Origin of the sequence: Blautia sp. AM29-29 (assembly GCF_003480555.1) — a bacterium.
GTDB lineage: Bacteria > Bacillota > Clostridia > Lachnospirales > Lachnospiraceae > Fusicatenibacter > Fusicatenibacter saccharivorans.
Genome location: NZ_QUJD01000011.1, coordinates 20,438 through 43,478, shown reverse-complemented (window position 1 = coordinate 43,478; position 23,041 = coordinate 20,438). Strand labels below are relative to the sequence as shown.

Sequence of the window (23,041 nt, the reverse complement as noted above, 5' to 3'; positions counted from 1 at the left end):
AAAGGATGAACCGATATGATTCAGATTAGAAAAGAGGATAACCAGAAAAAGCAGAAAGAAAAGAAACTGAAAATCTACAAAGTCAATACCCATAAAAAAACCGTGATTGCCCTGTGGGTGCTGCTGGCAGTGAGCTTCCTGTTTGCCGTCTATAAGAATTTCACGGCGATAGACATTCATACTGTCCATGAAACCAAAGTGATTGAGGAAACCATCCTCGACACCCACAAGATAGAGAATTTTGTGGAGAATTTCGCAGAAGTCTACTATTCATGGGAACAGTCCGCTGCTTCCATTGATAACCGGACAAATGCTTTAAAAGGCTATCTCACCGGAGAACTGCAAGCCCTGAATGTAGATACTGTCCGAAAAGACATCCCTGTATCGTCTGCCCTGACCGATTTTCAGATATGGGAAATCACAGAAGAAAAGGAGCAGCATTATCAAGTGACCTATACGGTGGAACAGCGTATCACAGAGGGAGAATCCAGTAAAACCGTCCGTTCCGCTTATCAGGTGACGGTCTATGTAGACAGCTCTGGAAACCTGACGATTATCCAGAACCCTACCATCACCAGTGTTCCCGTAAAGTCCGGCTATACACCAAAAGCGGTACAAAGTGACGGTACGGTGGATTCCATCACCACGGAGGAAATCAACGAATTTCTCACTACCTTTTTCAAGCTGTACCCTACGGCAACCGCAAAGGAGCTGACCTATTATGTGAATGAGGGCGTGCTGAACCCTGTGGGGAAAGAATATATCTTCTCGGAACTGGTAAATCCTGTCTACAACCGAAACGGAAATCAGGTGACAGCTTCCCTTGCAGTAAAATATCTGGATAACCAGACCATGACAACACAGGTATCGCAGTTTTACCTTGTGCTGGAAAAGAACGGGGAAAACTGGAAAATTGTGAAATAGTTATAGAGAAACGTGCATTTCTCATTTGGAGATTTGCACGTTTCTCTTACAAAGTATTTAAAAGAAATTTTCGTTTAATCTTTATATTTTTGATTAGCTCCCAGCAGTAGTGTATCAATTGCTTCGGATAATTCTTTTCTTACTTTATCAGGATTTGAAAAGGCATATCTTAATTGTAATGTTGTATAACCATGAAGCATACCTGTTACCATGCTCAAAATTTCAGTGGTCTTATCTGGATTAAAGCCACATGAGCAAATAAGTGTTTTAAGTAAAGATAGATAATCATTAAAAATGATTGCTGTTTCCTCTGTTCCATTCCAACTAGCCCATTGAATTATTTCATACACACCGGGATGTTCAATCATATAATTAAGATATTCAACTGCCACTAATTTTAACGCTGAATCCCCTGTCTTACCGATTGCTGCACGAATCATTTTTTCATTCATAGTACGCATACCACTATGTGCTATCTCCCTAAGAAGTTCATCCAAACTTCCTATATGATTATATAAGGAGGGGGTACGAATCCCTAAATTTTCAGCAATAGCTTTCAAAGAAACATTATGAAGTCCATTTCTATCAGCCATATCAGACGCTGTTTTTATAACTTCGGCTCTTGTAACTCGCATATTCATTTTCCTCTTTCTTCACATCATTTACCTCATTTTAAGTAATTAAATTAGCGAAGTCAATAATTAGGTTAGAAAAAAAGAACTTTTATATTGACAAATTGTCTTATAATATTTAATATTACTAATATAATTAGTTTTAATACTACTATAATTAGTTTATGAAAGGAACTACAAATATGTGTACAAGATTTGTGTATAATGGGAAAGAAACCATTGTTGGGTTCAATTTTGATATTGACCTTTCTGAATGGGAACATACCGTAATTGCTGAAAAAGACCGTTTTTTTATAGGGATAAAAATGTCCGATAATAAGTATCACTCTTTTCACGGAATCAATAGAAATGGGAATGTTGGCACATTGTTGTATGTACATGGAAATGACAATGCACAATTTTGCGGTAATGAATCATGCTATACAATAGCTGATTTGACAGAAAATTTTATAAAAGGCAACCTCTCTTTTGATGATTCATTGGAAATAGTGAAAAAAAAGAAAATTACTTATGCTCCTGACACTACTATGCAGGCTATGTTTTCAGATAGAACTGGGCGTGTTCTCATTATTGAACCGGGGATTGGGTATCGTTTGGAAAAAGAAAAATATTCCTTAATAACAAATTACTCCATTTTAAAACCAGAATTGACTAATCCATATGTTTTATCTGGGGATAACAGATATGAAAAGGCAAAGGATTTACTGCAAGGATATGGAGAAAACTTCTCTATTTCCAACGCCTTTGATGTACTTAGGTCAGTACGTCAGGAAGGACTTTGGGCAACCAGAGTTTCTTTTGTATATTCCGTTACTAAAAATAAGGTATATTATGTGTTGAACAATGATTTCAAAAATATTGCAGAGTATCAATTCTAATATCACTGCAATTATAAGCAAAAGTGGAGGATTTACATTTCCCCCACTTCCTTAGATTTGACAATACCATCTGCCTATTGCAATTTTTATTTACTTTTCCATCAATATTTCAAACAACAATTTCTACTTCGACAATCAAGTTAATTTATGTTGTTTAACCTCTATTTCCTTTGTCTACTAAGACATTTAATTATTTACCATACATCTGTGATAATTTTTAATTTGCCTATTGACTTTAACGTTACGTCATAGTATATGATAAAACCAAAAGGAGGAACTAGAATTATGAAAATATCCGCTATCCGTTCTGACAAAGTTTATTCAAAAATTATGAATGCACCGTTAGACAAAAAAAATGACATTTATAGATATGAACTTATGAAGCCTTTTGAAAAAAAGTGGGCTTGTTATAGTGTTCCTATGAAAGCTCTAACGCCTAATGGATATGATGTAATTATGGCAAGCGAAATGCTTGGACATATCGCCCCAACCGCTGTTGACCAAAAGCAACAAAATAATATTAAGCTAATTTCTGATAATACACTCTGGGAAAAATGTGAGTTATCCATTCAGCAGTCGTTGAATTGCTTTGTTGAACACGGTGTTAATCTACCCATTAAAGAATATGCGTTTACAATTTTACTTGCAAATGCTAAAAATCCTTACATTATTTTAAATGATGGTTACTGTGGTGATGGTGGTATTCCAGGATATATTTTTTCTTGGTTACTACCTAATGAATACACTTTATCACATCTTCATGTAGCATTAGCACATGAAACTAATCACAACGTACGATTTCAATTTATTAAATGGAAGAATGACATCACTCTTGGTGAAATGATAGTCAATGAGGGATTGGCAGAAAACTTTGCAACATTTCTGTATGGTGAAGATAAAGCAGGTCCTTGGGTAACAAAAACTGATATAGAAACCTTAAATGAATATATTAAGCCTATTATTCGGGACGGTTTAAATGTTCAAGGATTAGAAAATCTGAATGCATACCTTTATGGTGATGAAATGGCAGCATTACAAAACTATCCTCAGGTCGGATTACCCTATTGTTCCGGATATGCGTGTGGCTATCACTTGATTAAACACTACTTGCAAAAGACTGGAAAAAACATTGTCGAAGCAACTCTATTACCTGCAAAAGAAATTTTAAATGCTACGGAGGATTTTTGGAATGAATGAAAAAGCTAAAACAGTCCATGAAGTTGCTAAATTAACAGGTATTACTGCTCGAACACTACATTATTATGATGAAATTGGTTTATTAAAACCATCTATTATAACCGAAGCAAAATACCGTCAGTATACAGACGACGATTTAACTAGGCTTCAGGAAATTTTGTTTTTTAGAGAAGTTGGATTCGCCCTAAAAGAAATTAAGGAACTGCTGGATTCACCTCATTATGTTCGTTCAGAAGCATTAGAGCGTCATGTACTGATTTTGGAAGCTCAGAAAGAACGAATAGAAGCTTTGATTTCACTTGTAAAAGACACAATCAACGGAAATAAAGAAATTAAATTTTCTGCATTTTCAAATGCAAAAATACTTGAGTTACAATCGCAATTTCAAGAAGAAGTATTAGAACAATGGGGAAATACTGAAAGTTTCAGAGAATACAAGACTATGTTTTCTTCCCATTCAAAGCAAATACAAGAGAAAGAAATAGAATCTTTTTATTCAATGGCTCGCAATATTTTTGAAAAACTAGCTATGTATGAAAATAGTCCTGCGGAAAGTTCAGAAGTACAAGCAATAGTACATGAATGGCAACAATATATTTCTGAACACTTTTATGAATGTAATAAACAAATTTTATCTAATTTGGGAGTTCTCTATATTACAGATGAAAGATTTACCACTTTTATAAATAGATTTAGTAGTGGAAATCTTGCAGCTTTTTTTAATGAAGCAATACAAATTTTTTGCAGAGGTTCAGAATGAATATGATGGAGTGGGTTATTTGTCCTATATGCAACAATAAAACAAGGATTAAAATACGAAAAGATACACAGCTAAAAAACTTTCCGTTGTATTGTCCAAAATGTAAAAAAGAAAGTTTGATATGCGTAAATAACTTCAAAATAGAAATTATCAAAGAGCCAGACGCCTAGACGCAGAGCCGATAATTTATAAGCTATATAGCTTATAGACTATCGGCTCATTTTAATTTCAATCTTATTCTTGCAGGCAATAGAAGTTATTTATCTTCCATTTCCTTGTATTTGACAATACCATCTGCAACGCTTTCCATGATAACAAGGTCTGCGTCTGTAAAATTGTCAATTTTGCTTTCAAGCTGTCTTCGTCTGCTGCTTTTTGCCAGACTATCAGAGGATAAAAAGAACTCATCCACTGATACATTCAGCAGAGATACAAGGTCGTACAGCACCTGTAAACTTGGGTGCTGCCCTTTATTCTCAATATTGGTTAAATAGCGTGGGTCAATTTCAATCATTGCTCCCACCTGTTCACGGGTCAAACCCTGTTTTTTGCGGGCTTCTTTTATGGCAAGCCCAAACGCCCTGAAATCATATTTATCTTCTTTTTTACGCATAATACACCACCTCTGTACATTTTACTGTTCCTGTTGTAATAGCGACAGGTATAGAAAAACGTATTACATAGTTGTACAGTTCCTATTATGCGTATCAAAGATAAAACTATGCTGCCGAAACGGAAATAAAAAAAACCGTTATTTGGCAGCATACTTTCCCTGCGTCAAAATCACATCATCTTTTCCAGACGACGGTTTAACAAAAGCCGCCGTCTTTTTTTGCATGAAATATAGATGATTTTTAAAGTCTACTACTTTATACAGACAGCGGCTTACAGGAGGAAGCCGCTATGCAAAATATTTTCTTAAATATATCTACATTCGGTAAACCGTTAAAAAAAGCCATCCACCTACGCTAGAAAAGTCTGACCCGCAATATGGTTTTTTACAATACATAGTAAGAACTATCGAAGCACACAAGCAGAAATATCGTCTGTTTGCGTGCTTTTTTAGTTGGAAGAAAAAGTTTTTAAATTTTTCTTCTCAAAACGCAACTGCACCCCCTGTCCTGTCGGGACTAAGAGCGAAAAGGGGGAAAGAAGCAGAAATTCCTATCAACTCGCTCCCTTTCAAGGCTGGAAAGGGGGTGAGCAATGATGAAGCCATCTGAATTTCAGACAACCATAGAGAACCAGTTTGATTATATCTGTAAAGTCGCTATGGAGGATGAACGCAAAGACTATCTCAAAGCGTTGTCCAGACAGTGTAAACGGGAAACCCTGTTCTGTGATATGGACGATTACACCGTCAATCTGTTTTCTTCCGAAGACACCTATCCCTCCCATTTCCATACTTTTGAAATGGATGGATTTACTGTCCGCATTGAAAACAGCCTATTAGCAGAAGCATTAGAAAATCTGGATGGAAAGAAACGTGACGTTATCCTGAGATATTATTTCCTCGGATTTGACGATACGGAAATTTCAAAAATTCTGGAAGTCAACCGTTCTACCATCCAGAGAAGAAGACACGCCGGACTGGAATTTATCAAAAAATTTATGGAGGAAGAAGCATGACAGCAAAGCACCCTATGATTCCGTTTCCTGTGATTGTCAGGGCTGCGGACGGCGATATTGAAGCAGTCAACCAGATTGTACGCCATTACAGCGGTTTTATTGCCAGCCGTTCCATGCGTCCCATGAAAGACGAATATGGCAATACCCACATGGTTGTAGATGAAACCCTACGCCGCCGGATGGAAACACGTCTGATTGCAAAGATTTTATCTTTTGAAATCAGGGAACCAAAGTAAAAATAACGCTCTCCTGTGGAAGCATGGACAAGCCCATGCTTCCCAGACAGAGCTTGCCAGTCTATTAAAGTGCATTATCACCAGTGCATTTTAACAGGCTGACAAAGCCAGATTGTTCCTTGAAAAAGAAAGCGTCTAATCAACGCAGCATAAAGCAGCCGAATACGTTTCGATAGAAAGAGAGCCGTTGGGCTGGCACGCCGTAACCCACCAAAGGAGGGATGAAACCGGATAGCGATTCCTGCCAGCGTTCCATAAGCAGCTTACCGCAATAGCTGCCGCCATGACCTTTCTATCGTGATAATGATACTTCCGTACAGCCTTAGTCCGTGTGATGATGTAGCACCGCTGGCAAAGGGTACGGCTGGATGAGAACCATGCAGGGGTGAGATTCCCATGAGCTTTAGCGGAAGCTGTTCGGTTTGCTAAGGATGATTCTTTCATAATGAACAAGCATTTTTGCATAGTCTGTAAACATAGTAAAGACTGTGAGGTGGAATTATGCCAAAAGAAGCAGAAATTTCCTGCAAAAATGTATTTAAGTGTGAAGATAAGTCGGCATTAAAAAAAGAGTTCAATCAGAAATGGATAGAACTCATCAATCAATTAGAAAAATCCAAAGGACAGGTATTACCTGTAAAATGATAGACAAACATTTCTCAACACGGTATAATAAGTGTAGGTGGAATGTTTGTTTTATCTTCTCTTTAAGGGAGATAAAATATGATGAACACAAAGTCAAAAGTTGCTATTTATTGCCGCTTATCAGAAGAAGATAGAAACAAACAACATGAAACTGATGATAGTAACAGTATTCAAAATCAAAAATCCATGCTGATTCAATATGTATTGGAACAAGGTTGGGAAGTCTACAATATATACAGTGATGACGATTATACTGGTTCAGATAGACGAAGACCAGAATTTAACAAACTGTTAAATGACGCTGAACACCGAAAATTTGATATTATCCTCTGTAAAACACAATCCAGATTTACCAGAGAGTTAGAGTTGGTGGAAAAATACATACATGGATTGTTTCCTATTTGGGGGATTCGTTTTATCAGTATTGTAGATAATGCAGATACCGCTAATAAAGGAAACAAAAAATCAAGACAAATCAATGGTCTGGTTAATGAGTGGTATTTAGAGGATATGTCAGAAAACATCCGCAGCGTATTGACTGACCGCCGGAAGAATGGATTTCATATTGGTGCATTTGCTCTTTATGGTTATAAAAAAGACCCCGAACAAAAGGGACACCTGATTATTGACGAAGAAGCTGCTGCTGTTGTCAGAGAAGTTTTTACTTTATTTTCACAGGGATATGGCAAAACAGCGATTGCCCGTATGCTGAATGACCGTGGGATTCCAAACCCTACGGAATATAAACGGCTTCATGGTTTACGCTATAAGCAGCCTACCAGAAAAAATAGTACCTTATGGAAATATTTTGCTATTTCCGATATGCTGACAAATGAAATTTATATCGGAAATATGGTTCAAGGAAAATACGGCAGTGTTTCGTATAAGACAAAACAAAATAAGCCCAGACCTAAAGAGGAATGGTACAGAGTAGAGGGAACACACGAACCGATTATTGACCGTGAACTTTGGGATAGAGTACAATCTATGGTAGCTGAAAAAGCAAAACCATTTACAGTAGGAACCATAGGGCTGTTTGCCAGAAAAGCTCGCTGCATGAACTGTGGCTATACCATGCGTTCTAATAAGCAGACAGATGGAAGACATTATTTACAATGTTCAAATCGCCATGTTGCAAAGGACGCTTGCATAGGCTCATTTATTTCTGTGAAGAAGTTGGAGCAGGCAGTTATTTCTGAACTGAACAAGTTATCACAAGAATATCTTGATAAAGATGAATTGGAACAGAACGTGGAATTTCACTCCAACGTAAAGGAGAAAAAAACTGCTTTAGAAACACAACTTGCTACTTATCAAAAAAAGATTGAAGAAGACGCAAAGGTAATCAGAGAACTTTATCTTGATAAAGTAAAAGGGATTCTTTCCGAAAATGATTTCCTGAATTTGTCAAAAGACTTCACAAATGACAGAGAACGGCTTGAAAAGCTGGTGATTGAAACGCAAAAACAGCTTGATGTAATTGAGAGAAAAATCCAGACAGGCGATAATCGCCGCCAGCTTATTGAGCAATACACAAATCTTGAACATTTAGACAGAGAAACCGTTGAAACTCTAATTGATTATATATTAGTAGGAAAACGGATTCCAGGGACAAGAAATGTCCCGATTGAAATACATTGGAATTTCTAAGTTCTGTAAAATCTGGTGTCTGGCACACCAGATTATATAGAACTTCTACTTAACACTTCTATGTTGCACTTATGCAGTTGCACCATCTGCAGCGAGATCTTCGAACAGATCTGTTAACGGATCGCCTTTCGACTGAAATTCGCAGGAATTAAACGGAACTCCGCCAGCCGCCTGCGGCCAGATTCCGGCTGTGTGGTCTACATAGTAATTAGCAAAACCGGAATTCTGAATTTCTTCCAGAGAAAGATTGCAGGTGAGCTGATGAACGATCGTTGAAACCATCTCAAGGTGTGCGAGTTCTTCTGTCCCTATATCGTTTTCGTTATTGCGCATCCTATTACAATAGATACTAAAATTTTCCACTCATTTCACCAACAGGTGAAATAGAATTATATTAACATAATTATTATAAACTATTTTATATTTGAATAAAAATGGTTTCTAAAATATCTGTTTTAAAACAGCTTTGTCTTCCGGATGTTCTTATTTTTAACTGAATGCCAAACGGAATACATTTCAACCATATCGTGAGAATATTATCCTTGTATATGTCGATATGGTCTAACACCTCTTTGTACAATAATTCATTATTGCTATCAGCACTCATAATATCGTCTAAAGCGGCTATATATTTCTCAAGCTTGTTTTTCTGACGTGATTCTTCTTTGGCTTCATGCAGGGAATCAGATAATTGTATATTTAATTTTTCTATTTCTGCATTATACCAATCTGTCTGAGCCTTTAAATCTTCTTTTGAAATTAATTCATCCAGTATAAGATCAATCGCTTTTCGCTTTTTGCTTTCCAACTGCTCTATTTTTTTCTTGATTCGTTTGGTATCTGTTTTTTTGACAGTATTTTTCTGTATCAAAGCAATTTCGCTCAAGATTTCTTTTCTTAAAGAATCTTTTTCACTTTGAATAAGTGAAATGCAATAATTCATGCAAGCTTGTAAAGCCTTATCGTTGATAGAATTATTATTACATCCGATAGAATTGCCGTCAGCATCTTTTTTTAAGGTACCATGTGCAGCTGTTGCATGGCATCTCCATGCTTTATACTGTTCGCCGTTTTTAAGCCTTTTTGTGCGGCTCACAAAGCGGTTACCACATTCGGCACAGAATAATTTACCACTGCACCAATAACGATTACTATGTTTTAGTTTTTGCTCAGCAGATGGGGAACGTCGTTCTAATTCGTTCTGTGTACGTTCCCATAAATCTCGATCAATAATGGCTTCGTGATGATCTTTCAAGTAAACCGTGTCCTCCTCACCGTGATTGTACTTTTTGGCGTGGGTTAAATAATTTGGCGTAAATGTCTTTTTCTGACATAAATCGCCAACATACTTCTCATTTCGTAATATCTTTAAGATTACGGTATTAGACCACTGATGAACTCTTTTGGGGCGCATACCGTTTTCAGATAATTCACGTGCAATAACGTGGGTTCCTTTTCCCTCATTTGTGTACATATGGAAAATAGCTTTTATAATCGGAGCTTCTTCTTGATTAATTGCAAGAACTCCATGTTGTATGGTATACCCTAGCAGATCTCTACCGAATACAACACCTTTTTCCATTTGCCTTTTTTGTCCCCATTTCACACGTTCCGATATTTTGCGTGATTCTTCCTGCGCGATACTTGCCATAATGGTAAGCCGAAATTCCCCATCAGAATCCCTTGTGTCGATGTTGTCGAGTGTAAATATAACGCCCACAGCAAATTCTTTGAGCTTTCGGGTGTATGAAAGAGTATCAACGGTATTTCTGGCAAAACGAGAAACTTCTTTCGTGACAATCAAATCTATTTCCTTATTTTCTGCATCTTCGATCATATGCCGAAAGCCCTGGCGTTTTTTTGTTTGAGTTCCAGTAATTCCCTCATCATAATAAACGTCTACTAACTGCCAGTTTTCATGAGCCAAAATGTAGTTTTTGAAATATGTTCTTTGATTTTCAAGAGAGTTTGTTTGGTCATCTTTGTCGGTGGATACTCGCGCATAAGCCGCAACTCTTAACTTTTCCTGCATTGTGCTACCTCCATATAAAAATAGCACACCACAAGAGCAATATATCATATCGCCCTGTGGTGCGCAACTGTTTTGAATCTCATTTCAAACTCAGCAATGCATCAAGTTGCGCATCTGATAAGAGTTTGCGTTTATGTAATTCTTTATAAATTCCACATTTATACATCCTGCGAAAAGAATCTTTTACTTCTTTTGAAACATTACAGTTTATAGATGCATTGGCATTATTAGAATCGTATGAATTTTTATCATTCATAATTTCGATATCTCCACCTTTTGATAATACCTTATGCAAATTTTTATCAAGTGTTTATGCATAAAACATCAGATCAAATTTTTCTAAAGTATTTATTAATTGGTTGCTTCGCGGTACTTGGATGTGTTCATACAAAATTACCGTTCCTTTTTTTTGTGTTTCTTTTGTTTATGGGGTGCGAACAGAATTGGGAGGGCTGGAAAGCCGCATAGATACTGGATTTTTTGAGTGGTGCTGGGCCTTTTTGTGCAAGCGGGGGTAATACTATACCCCCGCTTGCATCCCCTCTCAGCCTTCGCACCGGACGGTAACGTCCGCGCTCTGCCCGAGGGTATCCAGCATGTGTTTTCTCCATCCCGGAACATCCGCAACCCACGGAATCTTAACTTCTTCTACTTCCCGACCATCCAGCAGGATCACGCCCTCTCCCTGATGAGCAGCATATTTTTATTTACTATGACTGCCGCTGATCCCCTGCTGCCCATGAATTGTTTTTGTCAGCTGATGCATCTATTGTACCGTTTTATTATTCCGAAGTCAGGTGCGTGTGACTGCCTTTTTGTATTTTTCGCAAAAATAAAAGCAGAGCATCCATTGGGATGCTCTGGGCGCATAGACATATATTGTTATTTTTCGTTTGGAATATATACCATAATCTCTTCTACTTTACATTCCAATATTTCGCATAAAAAGTCGATAGTATGGGTTGAAACATTTTTGTTGGCTCGAAGACGGGACAGCTGTCCGGCGGATACTTTGTACTTATTAATGAGCTGGTATTGCGTAATTTCTTTTTTCTTCAATGTGTTCCATAACGGGGAGTATGATATCATTTTTCCTTTCTTCCTTCCATTTTGATACTTGTCATACTACCTGTTTATGGGCTATAATCATATTAGCCATATATGGCTAATATCTTGCGTGATTAGGGAGGAAAGTCTTATGAGACAAAAGAGAAAAACGACGAAAATTGCTGCTGCGACGATGACCGGCGCAGTGCTGCTTGCGGCTCCGATCGCAATGAACGCGGCTCCGATGCTGTCGGCGCAGACGGTAAACGCTGCCGTAAAGACGGGCTGGGCGAAAGAATCCGGCAAATGGTACTTCTATAAAGACGGTGTCAAAGCCACCGGATGGCAGGAATGGGATGGAAAACGCTACTATCTAAACAGCGACGGAACCATGAAAACAAATGAATGGATGATTGACAGCGACGGAAGCATTTACTACTTCCGCAGCTGGGGCGGTGCTTACAAGAACTGTAACGCTGTCATCAACGGAAGAAGCTACACCTTCGACGCTGACAGCAAAATGCAGGGTTCCCAGTGGATCGTAAAAGGCGGCAACTGGTATCTGGCAAAAGATGGAAAGATTGCGACTGGCTGGCAGGAATGGCAGGGAAGTAAATACTATCTGAACAGTGACGGAACCATGAGAAGCAACGAGTGGCGGCTGGACGACAGCGGAAAAATCCGCTATCTGTGCGGCTGGGGCGGTGCTTATAAGAACCGATCCGCTAAGATTAACGGAAGAAGCTATACCTTCAACAGCAGTGCAGATGTAACGAATACCCAGTGGATCGCCATGGATGGCATATGGAAACTGGCAAAAGACGGACGGATCGCAACCGGATGGCAGACATGGGAAAATAATCTCTATTATTTGAACAGTGACGGCAGCATGAAAGCGAATGAAGCCTTTACTGATGGTGGAAAGCTCTATTTCTTCCGCAGCTGGGGCGGTGCTTATAAGAACTGCTGGTATACTTCCGGCGGAAAGAAATATTATCTGCATGATAACAGCGCAGCTTACCAGAACGAGTGGCTGAAAGCAGATGGAAAATGGTATTATTTCCAGAGTGACAGCACGATGGCAACCGATACTTGGATTGACAACTATTATGTCGATGCATCCGGTGTCTGGATTCCGAGCAAAGAAAAACCGGCGGACAAATGGATCACCAGCGGAAACCGCAAATGGTATCGCCATGCCGACGGCAGCTATACAAAGAATGACTGGGAAGTTATTGATGGAAAATATTACAGATTTGATAAAGATGGCTGGATGGTTACCGGATGGCAGAAAATTGGTAATGTTACATATTATATGGACAAAACTACCGGTGAAAGATATGGCGAAGGCTGGCATTGGATTGATGGCAGCTGCTACTATATGAATGCGAAGGGTGAAATGGCTGTAGATACGTGGATTGATGGATATTATGTCGATCAGTCTGGAAAATGGATTAAAGATCCGAAGAACGAAGAACATACACATAAGTGGGTAGAAGAAACGAAAACTGTAAACTATCCGGAAGAAAGTCACATCGAGATCAAACATCATGATGCTGTAACCCATACAGTAAATCATGAAGAGGAGTTTCACTACGAGACCGTAAACCATCCTGAGGAATCCCACATAGAGACAGTGCATCATGAGGAAGTAGGTCACACTGTTCATCATGAAGCACAGTCTCATACAGAGTACATCAAGCATCCGGAGGTTTCGCATACAGAACGCCACACAGTTTGTGGTCTGTGTGGCAAGTTCATCGATGGGGAGGATGCCATCGATGCACATGTGGTATACCATGCTGAGCGTGGAGAGTCAATATCTTATGCAAGAAAAGATGTAAAAATTGTAGACCAGGAAGCTTGGACAGAAGAGAAAACAGTGATCGACAAAGAGGCTTGGGACGAGTACGTAATCGATCAGGAAGCATGGGATGAGCAGGTAAAAGTTGTAGACAAAGCAGCATGGTCTGAACAGGTAAAAGTCGTAGACAAAGAAGCTTGGACAGAAACTGTCGTAGACGTACCAGCATGGGATGAAGAAATCAAAGTCGTAGACAAAGAGGCATGGTCTGAGACTATCAAGCAAAAAGTATGCTCTATCTGTGGTAAAATTCAAAAATAAATTTTAAAATAACGAGAAGCACTGATCTCTCTTTTGAAAGGTCGGTGCTTCTTTTTATGTGGTGTGCTATTCAAAAAAATGATAAATTTTTGATACGCAATTTCGATAACGTTCTACCAACATCATTCAACACCCCCGCTACAATTCGGTTCGGTGCTGTGAAACGCTGAGAGAGATACCGCATGGATGCGCCCATCTCTCCATCCGGGCCACCATACTGACTCATGATAATTTGGGCGATTTTAGGGTTTGGTGTCGTGATGTTTACAGGATACTCGAGGCGTTTTTCATAATTCCACATCCGTCAGCACCCTCCTTTCCGGTTGACTTCCCACGGCCATGGCTGCATAACCCATTCGAAAGAACGGCTCATGCGGTCGTTGGCGGTATCGATCGTGAGCGGGCCGTACTGTTCGGCGTACTGTTTCAGTGCTTCTTTTCGAAGCTCCACTTTTTCCCGGAAAAAGGCAAGTGCATCTTCATCCTCCGGGTGGGTGTCGAGGTAAAGGTTCATTTCAACAACAGCAAAGCTGACCTGATCAATCCAGGCGAGCAGCTTTTCGCGGGATGGCATCTGCGGCATCATAGGCACTGTCCTCCTCCCTTTCCACAGAATGGTTTACAGAGTTCCGGGAATAAGGTTCCATTTTTTAATGCAGCGGAAAGATCATAGATCTGTTCAAACCGCTGCATCGGAACGTACGCCATTGCAGGTATCATATGATCTACATGCTGCATTTTCCGCGGGAAATTCCTTGGTTCCATCTTCAGTTCCATATTGTTTGAAGCGGCGCGGCGGTTCTGCATATTGTTCGCACCGCAGCAGCCGCGATTCATACGGGATGAATCCATACCATGTTCCTCTTTCATTTTCTGTTCTTTATAGAGTATGAAGAAAATAAGAAAGTGTCAAAAAAGGCAGCGGTTTCTCTTCCGCTGCCTTTCTGTCATACTAATGAAATTTTCATCAAAACTGCATCTCATACAAATGCGCATAAATCCCGCCTTTCGCGAGCAGTTCCTTATGTGTGCCTTCCTCCGCAATTCCATTCTCCGTCAGCACCAGAATCCGCTTTGCATTCCGGATTGTGGACAGCCGGTGCGCAATCACGAAGGTTGTCCTGTCTTTCGCCAGAAGTTCCAAAGATTTCTGGACGACTTTTTCGCTTTCGTTGTCGAGCGCTGAGGTTGCCTCGTCGAAAATCAGAATCGGCGGGTTTTTGAGGAATACGCGGGCGATGGAAAGCCGTTGTTTCTGGCCACCGGAAAGTTTTACGCCGCGCTGGCCGATATCGGTGTCGTAGCCGTCCGCCAGCTCCATGATAAATTCATGTGCATTGGCCGCTTTCGCTGCGCGGATGACCTCCTCGTCGGTCGCATCCGGTCTGCCATAGCGGATGTTGTCGATGATCGTTCCCGCAAACAGGTACACATCCTGCTGCACAATACCGATTTCATCGCGCAGATCCTTCAATTTCACATCGCGGATATCCTTTCCATCCAGTAGAATCCTTCCTTCTGTCACATCGTAAAAACGCGGAATCAGAGAACAGAGCGTCGTCTTTCCGGCGCCAGAGCTTCCCACCAGCGCTACATAGTCTCCTGCCGGGACATGCAGATTCACATTGCTTAACACATTTTCCTTCGACTCCTCATAATGAAACGAAACGTTTTCAAATGTTACTTCACCCTGCACATTCTTCAGTGGCAACGCATCCTGCTTGTCCTGGATGTCCGGTGCGATGCTCATAATTTCCAGAAAACGTTCATAACCGGAATAACCATTCTGGAACTGTTCCGTAAAGTTCACCAGCTTTTTCACCGGATCTGTACAGTTGTTAATATACAGAAGAAATGTAACCAGATCCGCCGCCCCAAGCTTACCACCTGTCATCAGCAATGCGCCGACAATCAGCGAAATAACGGTAATCAGCGTCGAAAATGCTCCCATTCCCGAATTGTAAATTCCCATATAGCGGTAGCTGACCTTCTTCGAATCGACAAAACGGTCATTTCCCGCATTGAACTTACGCATCTCCTCTGTCTCATTTCCAAACGATTTGACAACACGGATCCCCGAAAGACTGTCCTCAATCTGACTGTTGATATCCGCAATTCTACGACGGTTTTCCTTGAATGCACTCTTCATGCGGCTGTTCATTACCAAGGCAAATAGCAGCATCACCACAATAACCACAAGCGGCACACATGCCAGCATCGGATTTACCACAAACAGGATGATCATCGCACCGATCAGTTTGATAAACGAAATGACAATATCCTCCGGCCCATGATGTAAAAGCTCACTGATATCGAACAGATCGCTTGTGATGCGCGACAACAGATGGCCGACCTTCTGGTTATCGAAAAAAGCAAACGAAAGCTTCTGATAATGGCCGAAGATCTCGTTCCGCATATCATGCTCAATCCGCGCCCCCATCACATGGCCGTAATAGGCAATATAAAAGTTACAGTACATTTCAACCAGAACCATAGCAATCATCAGAATACCGAGGCGGATAATCTCACCCGTTGCCTGCTCCAGCGGCTTTTCCACAACCGTACTCGTAATATACCGTACAATCAGTGGAATCACCAGTGTAATGGCTGCTCCAAGCATTGCAAAAAACATGTCGGTAAAAAACAATCCCTTATATGGAATGTAATACCGCGCCAGCTGGCGGATTCTTCTCTTCTCTTTTCCGGTTTCTTTTTCTTTACTCATCCTGTCCTCCCTTTCCGTTGGAAACCATTTTGTAATCTTTTCGGAACTCAGACGGTGATACGCCGCATGCCGTTTTAAATGATTTCATGAAATGCTTATCATTTTCAAATCCAACCTGTTTGGCAATTTCCGTAATTTTATCTTCTGTTTGAATCAACAGACGCTTTGCCTCCGCAATGCGGATCTCCTTCAGATAGTTCACAAAATTCACACCGGTATGTTCTTTAAACGCTGCTGAAAACAGCGAATAATTCATACAAATATGGTTAGATACCATTGCCATATTCAGATCTTTTGCATAATTTTCCCGAATATATGAAATTGCCTCTTCCATTTTTTCTTTTCCGGCTGTCTGACTTTTCAGGCTTTCCCTGTAAACGTGTATCCATTTTTCAAACGCATCCAGAAACAGATCTGCATCACGGTACTGCAGAGGGCGCGGACATTTTTCCTGTTTTTCCGCCACTCGATGAAAAAGATCCAGCTCTTTACAGATTGCTTCTGTTACTGCCAGAAGCTGATAGGGGGAAACCCTCTGATGTGCTGCCTCAAAATACCAGTTCCGCATTTTTCGCAGCACAGTATCTGCCCGGTCCGTTGGCACCTGCAGAATAAATTTTTCCTGAAACTGTGCCAGTTCCGGCTTTTCCTCAAAACATTTTTTCTGATATTCTTCCACAGGATTTTTCTGTATAAATGCCATTTCCCGGGCCAGCAGTGCTTCCTGGTATGCCTCTGGAATTTCCATCACAGAATGATGTTCTTTTCCCACTCCGAGACAAAATCTCTCATCTTTTTCTTTCATGATCCGCTCTGCCTCCGGTTCCGGCAAAAGATACAGAACTCCTCCTTCTACGCCTTCCAGCAGAATTCCGCTGCATTTCGAAAACCGTTCCCCATTTGCCTTGCTGGTCAGCAGGATCCGGAAGCTGTCGTTTCCGATGTATCGCCGGATCCTGCTTTCCATATCCATCCATTCGTTTTCTTCGGCCATTTCTGCATTCATCATCAGATAACGGAGCTGATTTAAAAAGCACCGTTCTTCCTCTTCTTCCGTTTCCCGGGTCTCCGAAAGCTCTCGTTCCAGATTTTCCAGAAGCTGTTCTATCGTCTCCCGCTTGATCGGTTTTAAAATATAGTCCCGAACTCCATGCTTCATCATTTCAACCGCATAGGAAAATTCATCATAGCCGCTTAAAACAATAACAACAGGTTTCTGTGACAACTCCTCCATTTTGTCGACCAGTGTCAGACCATCCATTTTGGGCATACGGATATCAGTGAACATGACGTCCACCCTCTGTTTTCTCAAAATCTCCAATGCCTCTTCTCCGTTTCGACACTCCAGAATCTCCTCCACCGGCACGCTGCTTCGCCGGATCATCGCCACGATTCCCTGTCGAATTAATTTTTCATCTTCTACAACCAGCAGTGTATTCATTTTCTTTTTCTTCCTCTTTCTCGTCACCCTCTTGATCCATCAGAGAATATTTCCCCCTCGTGATGGGAAGATGAATACTCACCTTCGTATAGCAATGCTCTTTTGTATAGACCGACAGCCCATACTCTGTTCCAAATTGAATGTGGATTCTGTCCTGTACATTCCGAAGCCCGATTCCATGTTTCGGCTGTGTATCTGAATTCAGGCGCATTCTTAGTTTACGTCTCAGAATTGCAAGCTGCTTTTCTGACATGCCTGTTCCGGAATCTGTGATTTCAATCTCAAAGCTCTTTTCATGCTCTATTCCTTTGATTTCAATGACAGCGTCTGCATCCAGCTCCTCAATTCCATGTGTAATTGCATTTTCCACAATCGGCTGAAGAGACATCTTCGGGATATCCTGCCGATATAAATTTTCCGGCATCTGAACGGACAGTGTTATTGTGAAATCATACCGCAGATTCATCAGTTCCACATAGTTCTGAATATAATTCATCTCATCCTGAACGGTTACCAGGAATTTATTCCAGCGCATATTGTAGTGCAGCATTTCACCAAGTGCTGTCACTGCATCGGAAATCGTATATTCTTCATTAATCTCAGCCATCATCTTGATGGATTCCAGAACATTATAAATAAAATGAGCGTTAATCTGGTTCTGCATTGCCCGGATTGCCGTATCTTTCAGCGCTGCCTCCCTTTTGATGCTTTCCTCGTTCTGTTTCTGAATTCTCTCCAGCATTCCGTTGATACCATAGCTCATTTCCCGCATCTCTTCTGCGCTGTAACAAACCTTGATCTTTGTTGTTCCGTTGTCAATCTGATGCATCTCACCCAAGACGTCATAAAACTCCTTCAGCAGGCCACGCACAATCAGATTGGCCACCACAATCAGAAGCAGCCCGAAGCCGGCAAATTCAAGCAGCATTCTCTGCTGCTGTTTGATCATGTTTCCGGTTGCATCATCCAAATTGGTCAGTGTTACAAACATTCCATTGAGTTTATCGACTTTCCGAAGTACAATTGCAACGTTTTTCCGGTCAATCACCGCGCTCTGCTGACTCTCTTTTTTGTCACGGATTCCTGCCCGGAACAGAATCAGACCCCGATAGGACTGCCATTTGCAGGCTGCCGCTGTCTTCCCGCAGTCATATAAATTCCAATTTTCATCAACAAAGCAGGCCCAGCTGCTGTCACCGGATCGATAAATTTCGGGAAATATGTCTGCCATACGCATGGATACCTCGATCACGCCAAGCCTTCCTCCGCTTTGATCCCGCAGTTCCCGTACATAAGTCATCAAATGGGAACCTTCTTTTTTTGTACCGGAGATAATATTTTTTTCCTGTATGTCAAAAAACCACTGTCCACCGCCCTGATAGCTTCGGTACCAGGAACAGTTTTTCATCTTTTCCTTCTGGTACAGGATCGGCTGCTGCTCCAGAAAACCATCTGCCATGGCAAAAATATGGATCTGGTACAGATCTGGCATTGCCTCCTGCATTTTATCGATTATGCTGATGCTGTTGTTCCGAAATTGCCGATAATAGCTCTCCGAGATCTCCTCTCCCCTCCTGAGATGAAGAAGATATTTTTCCAGTGGTTCATACTCCTGCAGCGTATCTACAACCATTGAGCAGGCATTCGCTTTTGCATTCACCTCCGCACAGGTAAGATCTGTTGCCGTTACTGCTTCATTTACCCCATGATCTATGGCATTCTTTTTGATACTCCTAAATCCAAAGCACATCATGCCAAAAAGCGGAATAAAAATAAAGATCAACGTTGTTACGGTAAATTTTTGGTTCAGTTTCAGTCCGCGAAACCAGTTTCCCATTTTTCATCCCCCAGTTTTCTTTTCGGTTCTGTAACTTCACTAATTTTACCAGTTTTCTCTTCAAAAAGCAATTTTTTCAGAAAAATTATTGACAAAAAGAGAAGACGGTACACTTTTTTTCCGTGTACCGTCTCTCTTTTCGCAAGACTCATATATGACGCAAAGCATGGTTCCAGGGAAACAGCTTTCGTACCATTGTTATACCGTTGTCAGATCCCACGGTTCATAAATCTTCGGAACATCGCTGATCAGACGTTTGGTATACGCTGCTGTCGGGTGAAGAATTACTTCTTCTGCCGGTCCCGATTCTACAAATTTTCCATGCTCCATAATATAAACATTATCGGATACATAGTAAGCAAGACCAATATCGTGGGTAATGAAGATAATCGTCATATTGATCTCATCACGCAGCTTCAGCAGCATATCAAGGATCGTTGCACGTGAGCAGGCATCAATCATGGACGTCGGCTCATCGGCAAGCAGAATCTTTGGTTTCAGAAGGAAAATGCGTGCGATCATCAGTCGCTGCATCTGGCCTCCTGACAGCTCAAATGGATATTTGTTTGTCAGTTCTGCGTATTTTAAGTTTACAAAGCTGCAGGCCTCTGTCATCAGACGTTCTTTTTCTTCTTTCGGCAGATTTTTGTCACCGCGCATGTTAATGCAATCCAGCAGAACAGAATCTACACGTTTGAACATATTGTAGGAAGCGAACGGATCCTGGAAAATCGCCTGAATTCCCTTCCAGTACTCTTTTTTCTTCTTTCCGTTCGAGATGTCTCTTGGTTTACCCTGGAAATCAATTTCGCCTTCCGTTACGCTGATCAGCCCGAGCAACATCTTCGAAAGGGTTGTTTTTCCGGATCCGGATTCTCCTACGATAGAAACAAATTCACCTTCATGAAAATCGAAATCAACATGGTCTACAGCGACCGTTTTTGCATCGCCAAAGCCAAACACTTTCGTTACGCCTCTTCCGGAGAGGCATGGTTTTAATTCTTTACCATCACGCATTTGCATACACCTCCCGAATCTTTCTCTCAGACATCAGGCAGCGGTACTCTCTTCCGTTCGGCAGTTCGATGACCTCTGGTTTCATACCGCGGCAGGTTGGCTGTGCATAAGGACAGCGGTCTGCGAAACGGCAGCCCTCCGGCGGATGCTTCAGGTTTGGCGGAGTTCCCGGAATTGCAGTCAGCTTCTGTTCTCTTACACCTTCCTCCGGAACGATGATCGATCCCATCAGACCTTTGGAATATGGATGCAGCGGATCGAATACCATTTCTTTTGCGGTACCTTTTTCTACAATCTGTCCAGCATACATAACCATAATATCATCGGTTACGTTGTAAAGAAGCGGCAGCTCGTGTGTGATGAAGATCATGGATTTGATAAATCCTTTTTCCATCAGATCACGCATCATTTTAATAACCATTTTCTGGGAAGTTACATCCAGCGCGGATGACGGCTCATCGGCGATCAGTACCTTCGGAGAAAGAATGGTCGAAATTGCGATAACGGTTCTCTGTTTCATACCTCCGGAAAGCTCAACCGCATGCTTCTGCAGTACCTCCTCCGGCAGGCCTAAGATCTGAAAACGTTCTTTTGCCAGATCATAAATATCCTTTTTCGGCATTTTCGGATCATGCGCATGAATAACGTCTTCTACAAATCGGATGATTTTCTGTGTCGGGTTCAGAGCATTCATTGCTGCCTGCGGAATGTAGGCGATCTCATTGCCCAGAATATTTTTCCGGACATCGTCTGGTTTCATTCCGGAAATTTTTCTTCCATCTACGATAATATCGCCGCTGATGTAGTGAAGCGGTGCGAAATAATAGCCCATCAGGGACAGCGCCAGCGTCGATTTACCACAGCCGGACTCACCCGCTACACCGAGGGATTTTCCCTCCTCAATCTTCAGGGAGACTCCGTCTACGGCGTATACATCTTCATGAAAACGAGTCACATATTTCGTTTTCAGATTGTTTACTTCCAGCATTACTTTTCCCATAGCTGCCTCCTTAGTCTCTTAACTGCGGGTTGAATACCTGGTCAAGACCGGTGTTCATCAGGTTAAGAGAGAATGAAATAAGTGCGATTACAAGAATGACCGGGAAATATGCCCACCATGCACCATTTAAGTGCGCATTGTACTGGGTTGCCCATTGCATCATAAGACCAAGTGTTGCCGTCTTTGTGGTTGCCGGTCCAAGTCCGATCATAGAAAGCTGTGCCTCAGCCAGAATTCCGGAGGAAATCTGGAGAATGAAGGCCATAACAACGTAGGATGCAACGTACGGAAGGATGTCGGTAAGGACAATCCGCAGCATGCTGTGGCCGGACAGTTTGGAAAGGTTTACATGGTCACGGTTTCGAAGAGAAATAACCTGGGAACGTACGGAACGTGTTGTCCACGGCCATGCGGTAATTCCGATCAGGAGTGCCACCATCATGATTCCCCTCTGAGACTCACCTACGCTATAGGAGATGAGGATCAAGAGAACGAAGGATGGGATAACGGTGAACAAGTTGGTAAAGAACAGAATCAGGTTGTCCACAAAACCTCCAAGGTAACCTGCAAGAAGTCCGAGGAACAGTCCGATCACGGTTGCAATGATTCCCGCAACCAGACCAATTTTCAGGGATGAACCTGTTGCAGAGATCAGCTCAGTCAAAACATCACGGCCAAAGTTATCCGTACCAAGCACGAAGGTCTGACGGTTAATGACATCTTTTTCATTGATATACTGCTTGCTGTCGATGCTCTGAACCTCTTCCAGCTCACCGGTCTCTTTATTTTTCTCGGCAATAATGGTTGGAACATCCTCTAAAATACCGTCGATTTCGTTGTCGAGACGCTGATATTTTTTCTTTTTTGCTGCGATAAGGCCTTTCTGTTCTGCATTTGGGTCATATTTTTCCTCCCAAAGTGCAATCAGACCTTCTGCATCGGTAACATCGATTTCACTGGCATCTACACCGCCGTATTTTTCCAGCCATTCTGCCATCATAGAACGGTTGTCCATTGTCAGTTTGCTTTCAACGATGGATGCGGTTGCATCAACATTCATCTTATACGTTTTGCCGGAATTTACGGTGTCCTGAATCGAAAGATAGGTACCCGGTTTGAAAAAGTTTCCGTTTCCGATCATTGCCAGCGGATCTTTTGCCACAACAAACGGATAGATGATAATGGTCAGGAGAATTGCCAAGAAGATTACAAATCCTGTCACGAATTTTCCTGAATGAAAAATCTGTTTGATTGTATTTTTCATAG

At 41.3% G+C, this 23,041-nt stretch carries 24 protein-coding genes and 2 pseudogenes; 10 read left to right on the top strand and 16 right to left on the bottom strand.

The genetic code is table 11. The annotated features are described in order from the left end of the window. Positions 1–15 precede the first annotated feature (15 nt). A complete protein-coding gene (locus DW769_RS09570) occupies positions 16–924 on the top strand; it encodes a conjugal transfer protein (protein ID WP_118298618.1) in 909 nt (302 codons plus the stop codon). 74 nt (positions 925–998) lie between these two features. On the opposite strand, the gene DW769_RS09565 is transcribed toward DW769_RS09570, so the two are convergent. Continuing rightward, positions 999–1,559: a TetR/AcrR family transcriptional regulator gene (locus tag DW769_RS09565; RefSeq protein WP_103900079.1), complete on the bottom strand. Its 561-nt coding sequence runs from the start codon at positions 1,557–1,559 to the stop codon at positions 999–1,001. Positions 1,560–1,738: 179 nt separating this feature from the next. Between DW769_RS09565 and DW769_RS09560 the strand changes: the two genes are divergently transcribed. From DW769_RS09560 to DW769_RS09545, 4 genes are all read left to right on the top strand, one after another. Further along, positions 1,739–2,434, top strand: a complete 696-nt coding sequence (locus DW769_RS09560; RefSeq protein ID WP_055058894.1) for a hypothetical protein — start codon at positions 1,739–1,741, stop codon at positions 2,432–2,434. A 285-nt stretch (positions 2,435–2,719) separates the two neighbouring features. After that, positions 2,720–3,631 (top strand): DUF2268 domain-containing protein, encoded by a 912-nt coding sequence (locus DW769_RS09555; RefSeq protein ID WP_074133956.1) that lies wholly within the window; start codon positions 2,720–2,722, stop codon positions 3,629–3,631. Further along, positions 3,624–4,391, top strand: a complete 768-nt coding sequence (locus DW769_RS09550; protein WP_055058896.1) for a MerR family transcriptional regulator — start codon at positions 3,624–3,626, stop codon at positions 4,389–4,391. Before DW769_RS09555 ends, DW769_RS09550 begins: the two co-directional genes overlap by 8 nt. Beyond that, a complete protein-coding gene (locus DW769_RS09545) occupies positions 4,388–4,561 on the top strand; it encodes a cysteine-rich KTR domain-containing protein (protein ID WP_055058897.1) in 174 nt (57 codons plus the stop codon). The genes DW769_RS09550 and DW769_RS09545 overlap by 4 nt, the downstream gene beginning before the upstream one ends. An 86-nt stretch (positions 4,562–4,647) precedes the next feature. Here the strand turns inward: DW769_RS09545 and DW769_RS09540 are convergent, their stop codons facing one another. Next, complete coding sequence (locus DW769_RS09540) at positions 4,648–5,004, bottom strand: helix-turn-helix domain-containing protein (protein WP_103900081.1); 357 nt, start codon at positions 5,002–5,004, stop codon at positions 4,648–4,650. 593 nt (positions 5,005–5,597) lie between these two features. On the opposite strand from DW769_RS09540, the gene DW769_RS09535 reads away from it, so the two are divergent. The 4 genes from DW769_RS09535 (at position 5,598) to DW769_RS09520 (ending at position 8,551) form a co-directional block, all read left to right on the top strand. Next, positions 5,598–6,020 carry an RNA polymerase sigma factor gene (locus DW769_RS09535; RefSeq protein WP_022615780.1) on the top strand — a complete coding sequence of 141 codons (423 nt, stop codon included), beginning with the start codon at positions 5,598–5,600 and terminating at the stop codon, positions 6,018–6,020. Next, positions 6,017–6,256, top strand: a complete 240-nt coding sequence (locus tag DW769_RS09530) for a helix-turn-helix domain-containing protein (RefSeq protein WP_009255079.1) — start codon at positions 6,017–6,019, stop codon at positions 6,254–6,256. The genes DW769_RS09535 and DW769_RS09530 overlap by 4 nt, the downstream gene beginning before the upstream one ends. A 501-nt stretch (positions 6,257–6,757) precedes the next feature. Continuing rightward, positions 6,758–6,901: a hypothetical protein gene (locus DW769_RS16600; RefSeq protein ID WP_005427045.1), complete on the top strand. Its 144-nt coding sequence runs from the start codon at positions 6,758–6,760 to the stop codon at positions 6,899–6,901. A gap of 78 nt (positions 6,902–6,979) precedes the next feature. Beyond that, the gene (locus DW769_RS09520) at positions 6,980–8,551 is read left to right on the top strand and encodes a recombinase family protein (RefSeq protein WP_055058898.1); all 1,572 of its coding nucleotides are present in this window, start codon (positions 6,980–6,982) and stop codon (positions 8,549–8,551) included. Between the two features lie 84 nt (positions 8,552–8,635). On the opposite strand, the pseudogene DW769_RS09515 reads toward DW769_RS09520, so the two are convergent. The 5 genes and pseudogenes from DW769_RS09515 to DW769_RS09505 form a co-directional block, all read right to left on the bottom strand. Continuing rightward, a pseudogene (locus DW769_RS09515) lies at positions 8,636–8,884 on the bottom strand (manganese catalase family protein); the annotation flags it as partial. Between the two features lie 85 nt (positions 8,885–8,969). Then, positions 8,970–10,583, bottom strand: a complete 1,614-nt coding sequence (locus DW769_RS09510) for a recombinase family protein (protein WP_118750317.1) — start codon at positions 10,581–10,583, stop codon at positions 8,970–8,972. Between the two features lie 79 nt (positions 10,584–10,662). After that, positions 10,663–10,839, bottom strand: coding sequence for a hypothetical protein (locus DW769_RS16425; protein ID WP_158579816.1), 177 nt, complete (start codon positions 10,837–10,839; stop codon positions 10,663–10,665). Between the two features lie 288 nt (positions 10,840–11,127). Next, positions 11,128–11,259, bottom strand: coding sequence for a hypothetical protein (locus DW769_RS17060; protein WP_279220885.1), 132 nt, complete (start codon positions 11,257–11,259; stop codon positions 11,128–11,130). Positions 11,260–11,465: 206 nt separating this feature from the next. Then, the gene (locus tag DW769_RS09505; protein WP_118750316.1) at positions 11,466–11,672 is read right to left on the bottom strand and encodes a helix-turn-helix domain-containing protein; all 207 of its coding nucleotides are present in this window, start codon (positions 11,670–11,672) and stop codon (positions 11,466–11,468) included. Positions 11,673–11,781: 109 nt separating this feature from the next. Here DW769_RS09505 and DW769_RS09500 point away from each other — a divergent pair, with 109 nt between their 5' ends. Further along, the gene (locus DW769_RS09500) at positions 11,782–13,755 is read left to right on the top strand and encodes a hypothetical protein (RefSeq protein WP_158579815.1); all 1,974 of its coding nucleotides are present in this window, start codon (positions 11,782–11,784) and stop codon (positions 13,753–13,755) included. A 115-nt stretch (positions 13,756–13,870) separates the two neighbouring features. On the opposite strand, the pseudogene DW769_RS09495 reads toward DW769_RS09500, so the two are convergent. The 9 genes and pseudogenes from DW769_RS09495 to DW769_RS09455 all read right to left on the bottom strand — a co-directional run. Then, positions 13,871–14,056: pseudogene (locus DW769_RS09495) on the bottom strand (manganese catalase family protein); the annotation flags it as partial. A gap of 3 nt (positions 14,057–14,059) precedes the next feature. Beyond that, entirely contained in the window at positions 14,060–14,341 is a 282-nt protein-coding gene (locus DW769_RS09490; protein WP_022462706.1) for a spore coat protein CotJB, read from the bottom strand. Next, complete coding sequence (locus tag DW769_RS09485) at positions 14,338–14,607, bottom strand: spore coat associated protein CotJA (RefSeq protein WP_082424512.1); 270 nt, start codon at positions 14,605–14,607, stop codon at positions 14,338–14,340. Before DW769_RS09485 ends, DW769_RS09490 begins: the two co-directional genes overlap by 4 nt. 115 nt (positions 14,608–14,722) lie before the next feature. After that, positions 14,723–16,480 (bottom strand): ABC transporter ATP-binding protein, encoded by a 1,758-nt coding sequence (locus DW769_RS09480; RefSeq protein ID WP_118750313.1) that lies wholly within the window; start codon positions 16,478–16,480, stop codon positions 14,723–14,725. Continuing rightward, complete coding sequence (locus DW769_RS09475; RefSeq protein ID WP_118750312.1) at positions 16,473–17,921, bottom strand: response regulator; 1,449 nt, start codon at positions 17,919–17,921, stop codon at positions 16,473–16,475. Before DW769_RS09475 ends, DW769_RS09480 begins: the two co-directional genes overlap by 8 nt. After that, positions 17,893–19,758, bottom strand: coding sequence for a sensor histidine kinase (locus DW769_RS09470; RefSeq protein ID WP_118750311.1), 1,866 nt, complete (start codon positions 19,756–19,758; stop codon positions 17,893–17,895). The genes DW769_RS09475 and DW769_RS09470 overlap by 29 nt, the downstream gene beginning before the upstream one ends. A gap of 198 nt (positions 19,759–19,956) precedes the next feature. Beyond that, positions 19,957–20,775: an ABC transporter ATP-binding protein gene (locus DW769_RS09465; protein ID WP_022462701.1), complete on the bottom strand. Its 819-nt coding sequence runs from the start codon at positions 20,773–20,775 to the stop codon at positions 19,957–19,959. Further along, positions 20,768–21,775, bottom strand: coding sequence for an ABC transporter ATP-binding protein (locus tag DW769_RS09460; RefSeq protein WP_199688479.1), 1,008 nt, complete (start codon positions 21,773–21,775; stop codon positions 20,768–20,770). Before DW769_RS09460 ends, DW769_RS09465 begins: the two co-directional genes overlap by 8 nt. 10 nt (positions 21,776–21,785) lie before the next feature. Further along, positions 21,786–23,039, bottom strand: a complete 1,254-nt coding sequence (locus DW769_RS09455) for an ABC transporter permease (protein WP_117510331.1) — start codon at positions 23,037–23,039, stop codon at positions 21,786–21,788. Positions 23,040–23,041: the final 2 nt, after the last annotated feature.

Excerpts from the sequence above, each read along its gene's own strand:
- DW769_RS09570 (WP_118298618.1), top strand. The coding sequence starts at position 16 with ATGATTCAGATTAGAAAAGAGGATAACCAGAAAAAGCAGAAAGAAAAG.
- DW769_RS09565 (WP_103900079.1), bottom strand. The coding sequence starts at position 1,559 with ATGCGAGTTACAAGAGCCGAAGTTATAAAAACAGCGTCTGATATGGCT.
- DW769_RS09560 (WP_055058894.1), top strand. The coding sequence starts at position 1,739 with ATGTGTACAAGATTTGTGTATAATGGGAAAGAAACCATTGTTGGGTTC.
- DW769_RS09555 (WP_074133956.1), top strand. The coding sequence starts at position 2,720 with ATGAAAATATCCGCTATCCGTTCTGACAAAGTTTATTCAAAAATTATG.
- DW769_RS09550 (WP_055058896.1), top strand. The coding sequence starts at position 3,624 with ATGAATGAAAAAGCTAAAACAGTCCATGAAGTTGCTAAATTAACAGGT.
- DW769_RS09545 (WP_055058897.1), top strand. The coding sequence starts at position 4,388 with ATGAATATGATGGAGTGGGTTATTTGTCCTATATGCAACAATAAAACA.
- DW769_RS09540 (WP_103900081.1), bottom strand. The coding sequence starts at position 5,004 with ATGCGTAAAAAAGAAGATAAATATGATTTCAGGGCGTTTGGGCTTGCC.
- DW769_RS09535 (WP_022615780.1), top strand. The coding sequence starts at position 5,598 with ATGATGAAGCCATCTGAATTTCAGACAACCATAGAGAACCAGTTTGAT.
- DW769_RS09530 (WP_009255079.1), top strand. The coding sequence starts at position 6,017 with ATGACAGCAAAGCACCCTATGATTCCGTTTCCTGTGATTGTCAGGGCT.
- DW769_RS16600 (WP_005427045.1), top strand. The coding sequence starts at position 6,758 with ATGCCAAAAGAAGCAGAAATTTCCTGCAAAAATGTATTTAAGTGTGAA.
- DW769_RS09520 (WP_055058898.1), top strand. The coding sequence starts at position 6,980 with ATGATGAACACAAAGTCAAAAGTTGCTATTTATTGCCGCTTATCAGAA.
- DW769_RS09510 (WP_118750317.1), bottom strand. The coding sequence starts at position 10,583 with ATGCAGGAAAAGTTAAGAGTTGCGGCTTATGCGCGAGTATCCACCGAC.
- DW769_RS16425 (WP_158579816.1), bottom strand. The coding sequence starts at position 10,839 with ATGAATGATAAAAATTCATACGATTCTAATAATGCCAATGCATCTATA.
- DW769_RS09505 (WP_118750316.1), bottom strand. The coding sequence starts at position 11,672 with ATGATATCATACTCCCCGTTATGGAACACATTGAAGAAAAAAGAAATT.
- DW769_RS09500 (WP_158579815.1), top strand. The coding sequence starts at position 11,782 with ATGAGACAAAAGAGAAAAACGACGAAAATTGCTGCTGCGACGATGACC.
- DW769_RS09490 (WP_022462706.1), bottom strand. The coding sequence starts at position 14,341 with ATGATGCCGCAGATGCCATCCCGCGAAAAGCTGCTCGCCTGGATTGAT.
- DW769_RS09485 (WP_082424512.1), bottom strand. The coding sequence starts at position 14,607 with ATGGATTCATCCCGTATGAATCGCGGCTGCTGCGGTGCGAACAATATG.
- DW769_RS09480 (WP_118750313.1), bottom strand. The coding sequence starts at position 16,480 with ATGAGTAAAGAAAAAGAAACCGGAAAAGAGAAGAGAAGAATCCGCCAG.
- DW769_RS09475 (WP_118750312.1), bottom strand. The coding sequence starts at position 17,921 with ATGAATACACTGCTGGTTGTAGAAGATGAAAAATTAATTCGACAGGGA.
- DW769_RS09470 (WP_118750311.1), bottom strand. The coding sequence starts at position 19,758 with ATGGGAAACTGGTTTCGCGGACTGAAACTGAACCAAAAATTTACCGTA.
- DW769_RS09465 (WP_022462701.1), bottom strand. The coding sequence starts at position 20,775 with ATGCGTGATGGTAAAGAATTAAAACCATGCCTCTCCGGAAGAGGCGTA.
- DW769_RS09460 (WP_199688479.1), bottom strand. The coding sequence starts at position 21,775 with ATGGGAAAAGTAATGCTGGAAGTAAACAATCTGAAAACGAAATATGTG.
- DW769_RS09455 (WP_117510331.1), bottom strand. The coding sequence starts at position 23,039 with ATGAAAAATACAATCAAACAGATTTTTCATTCAGGAAAATTCGTGACA.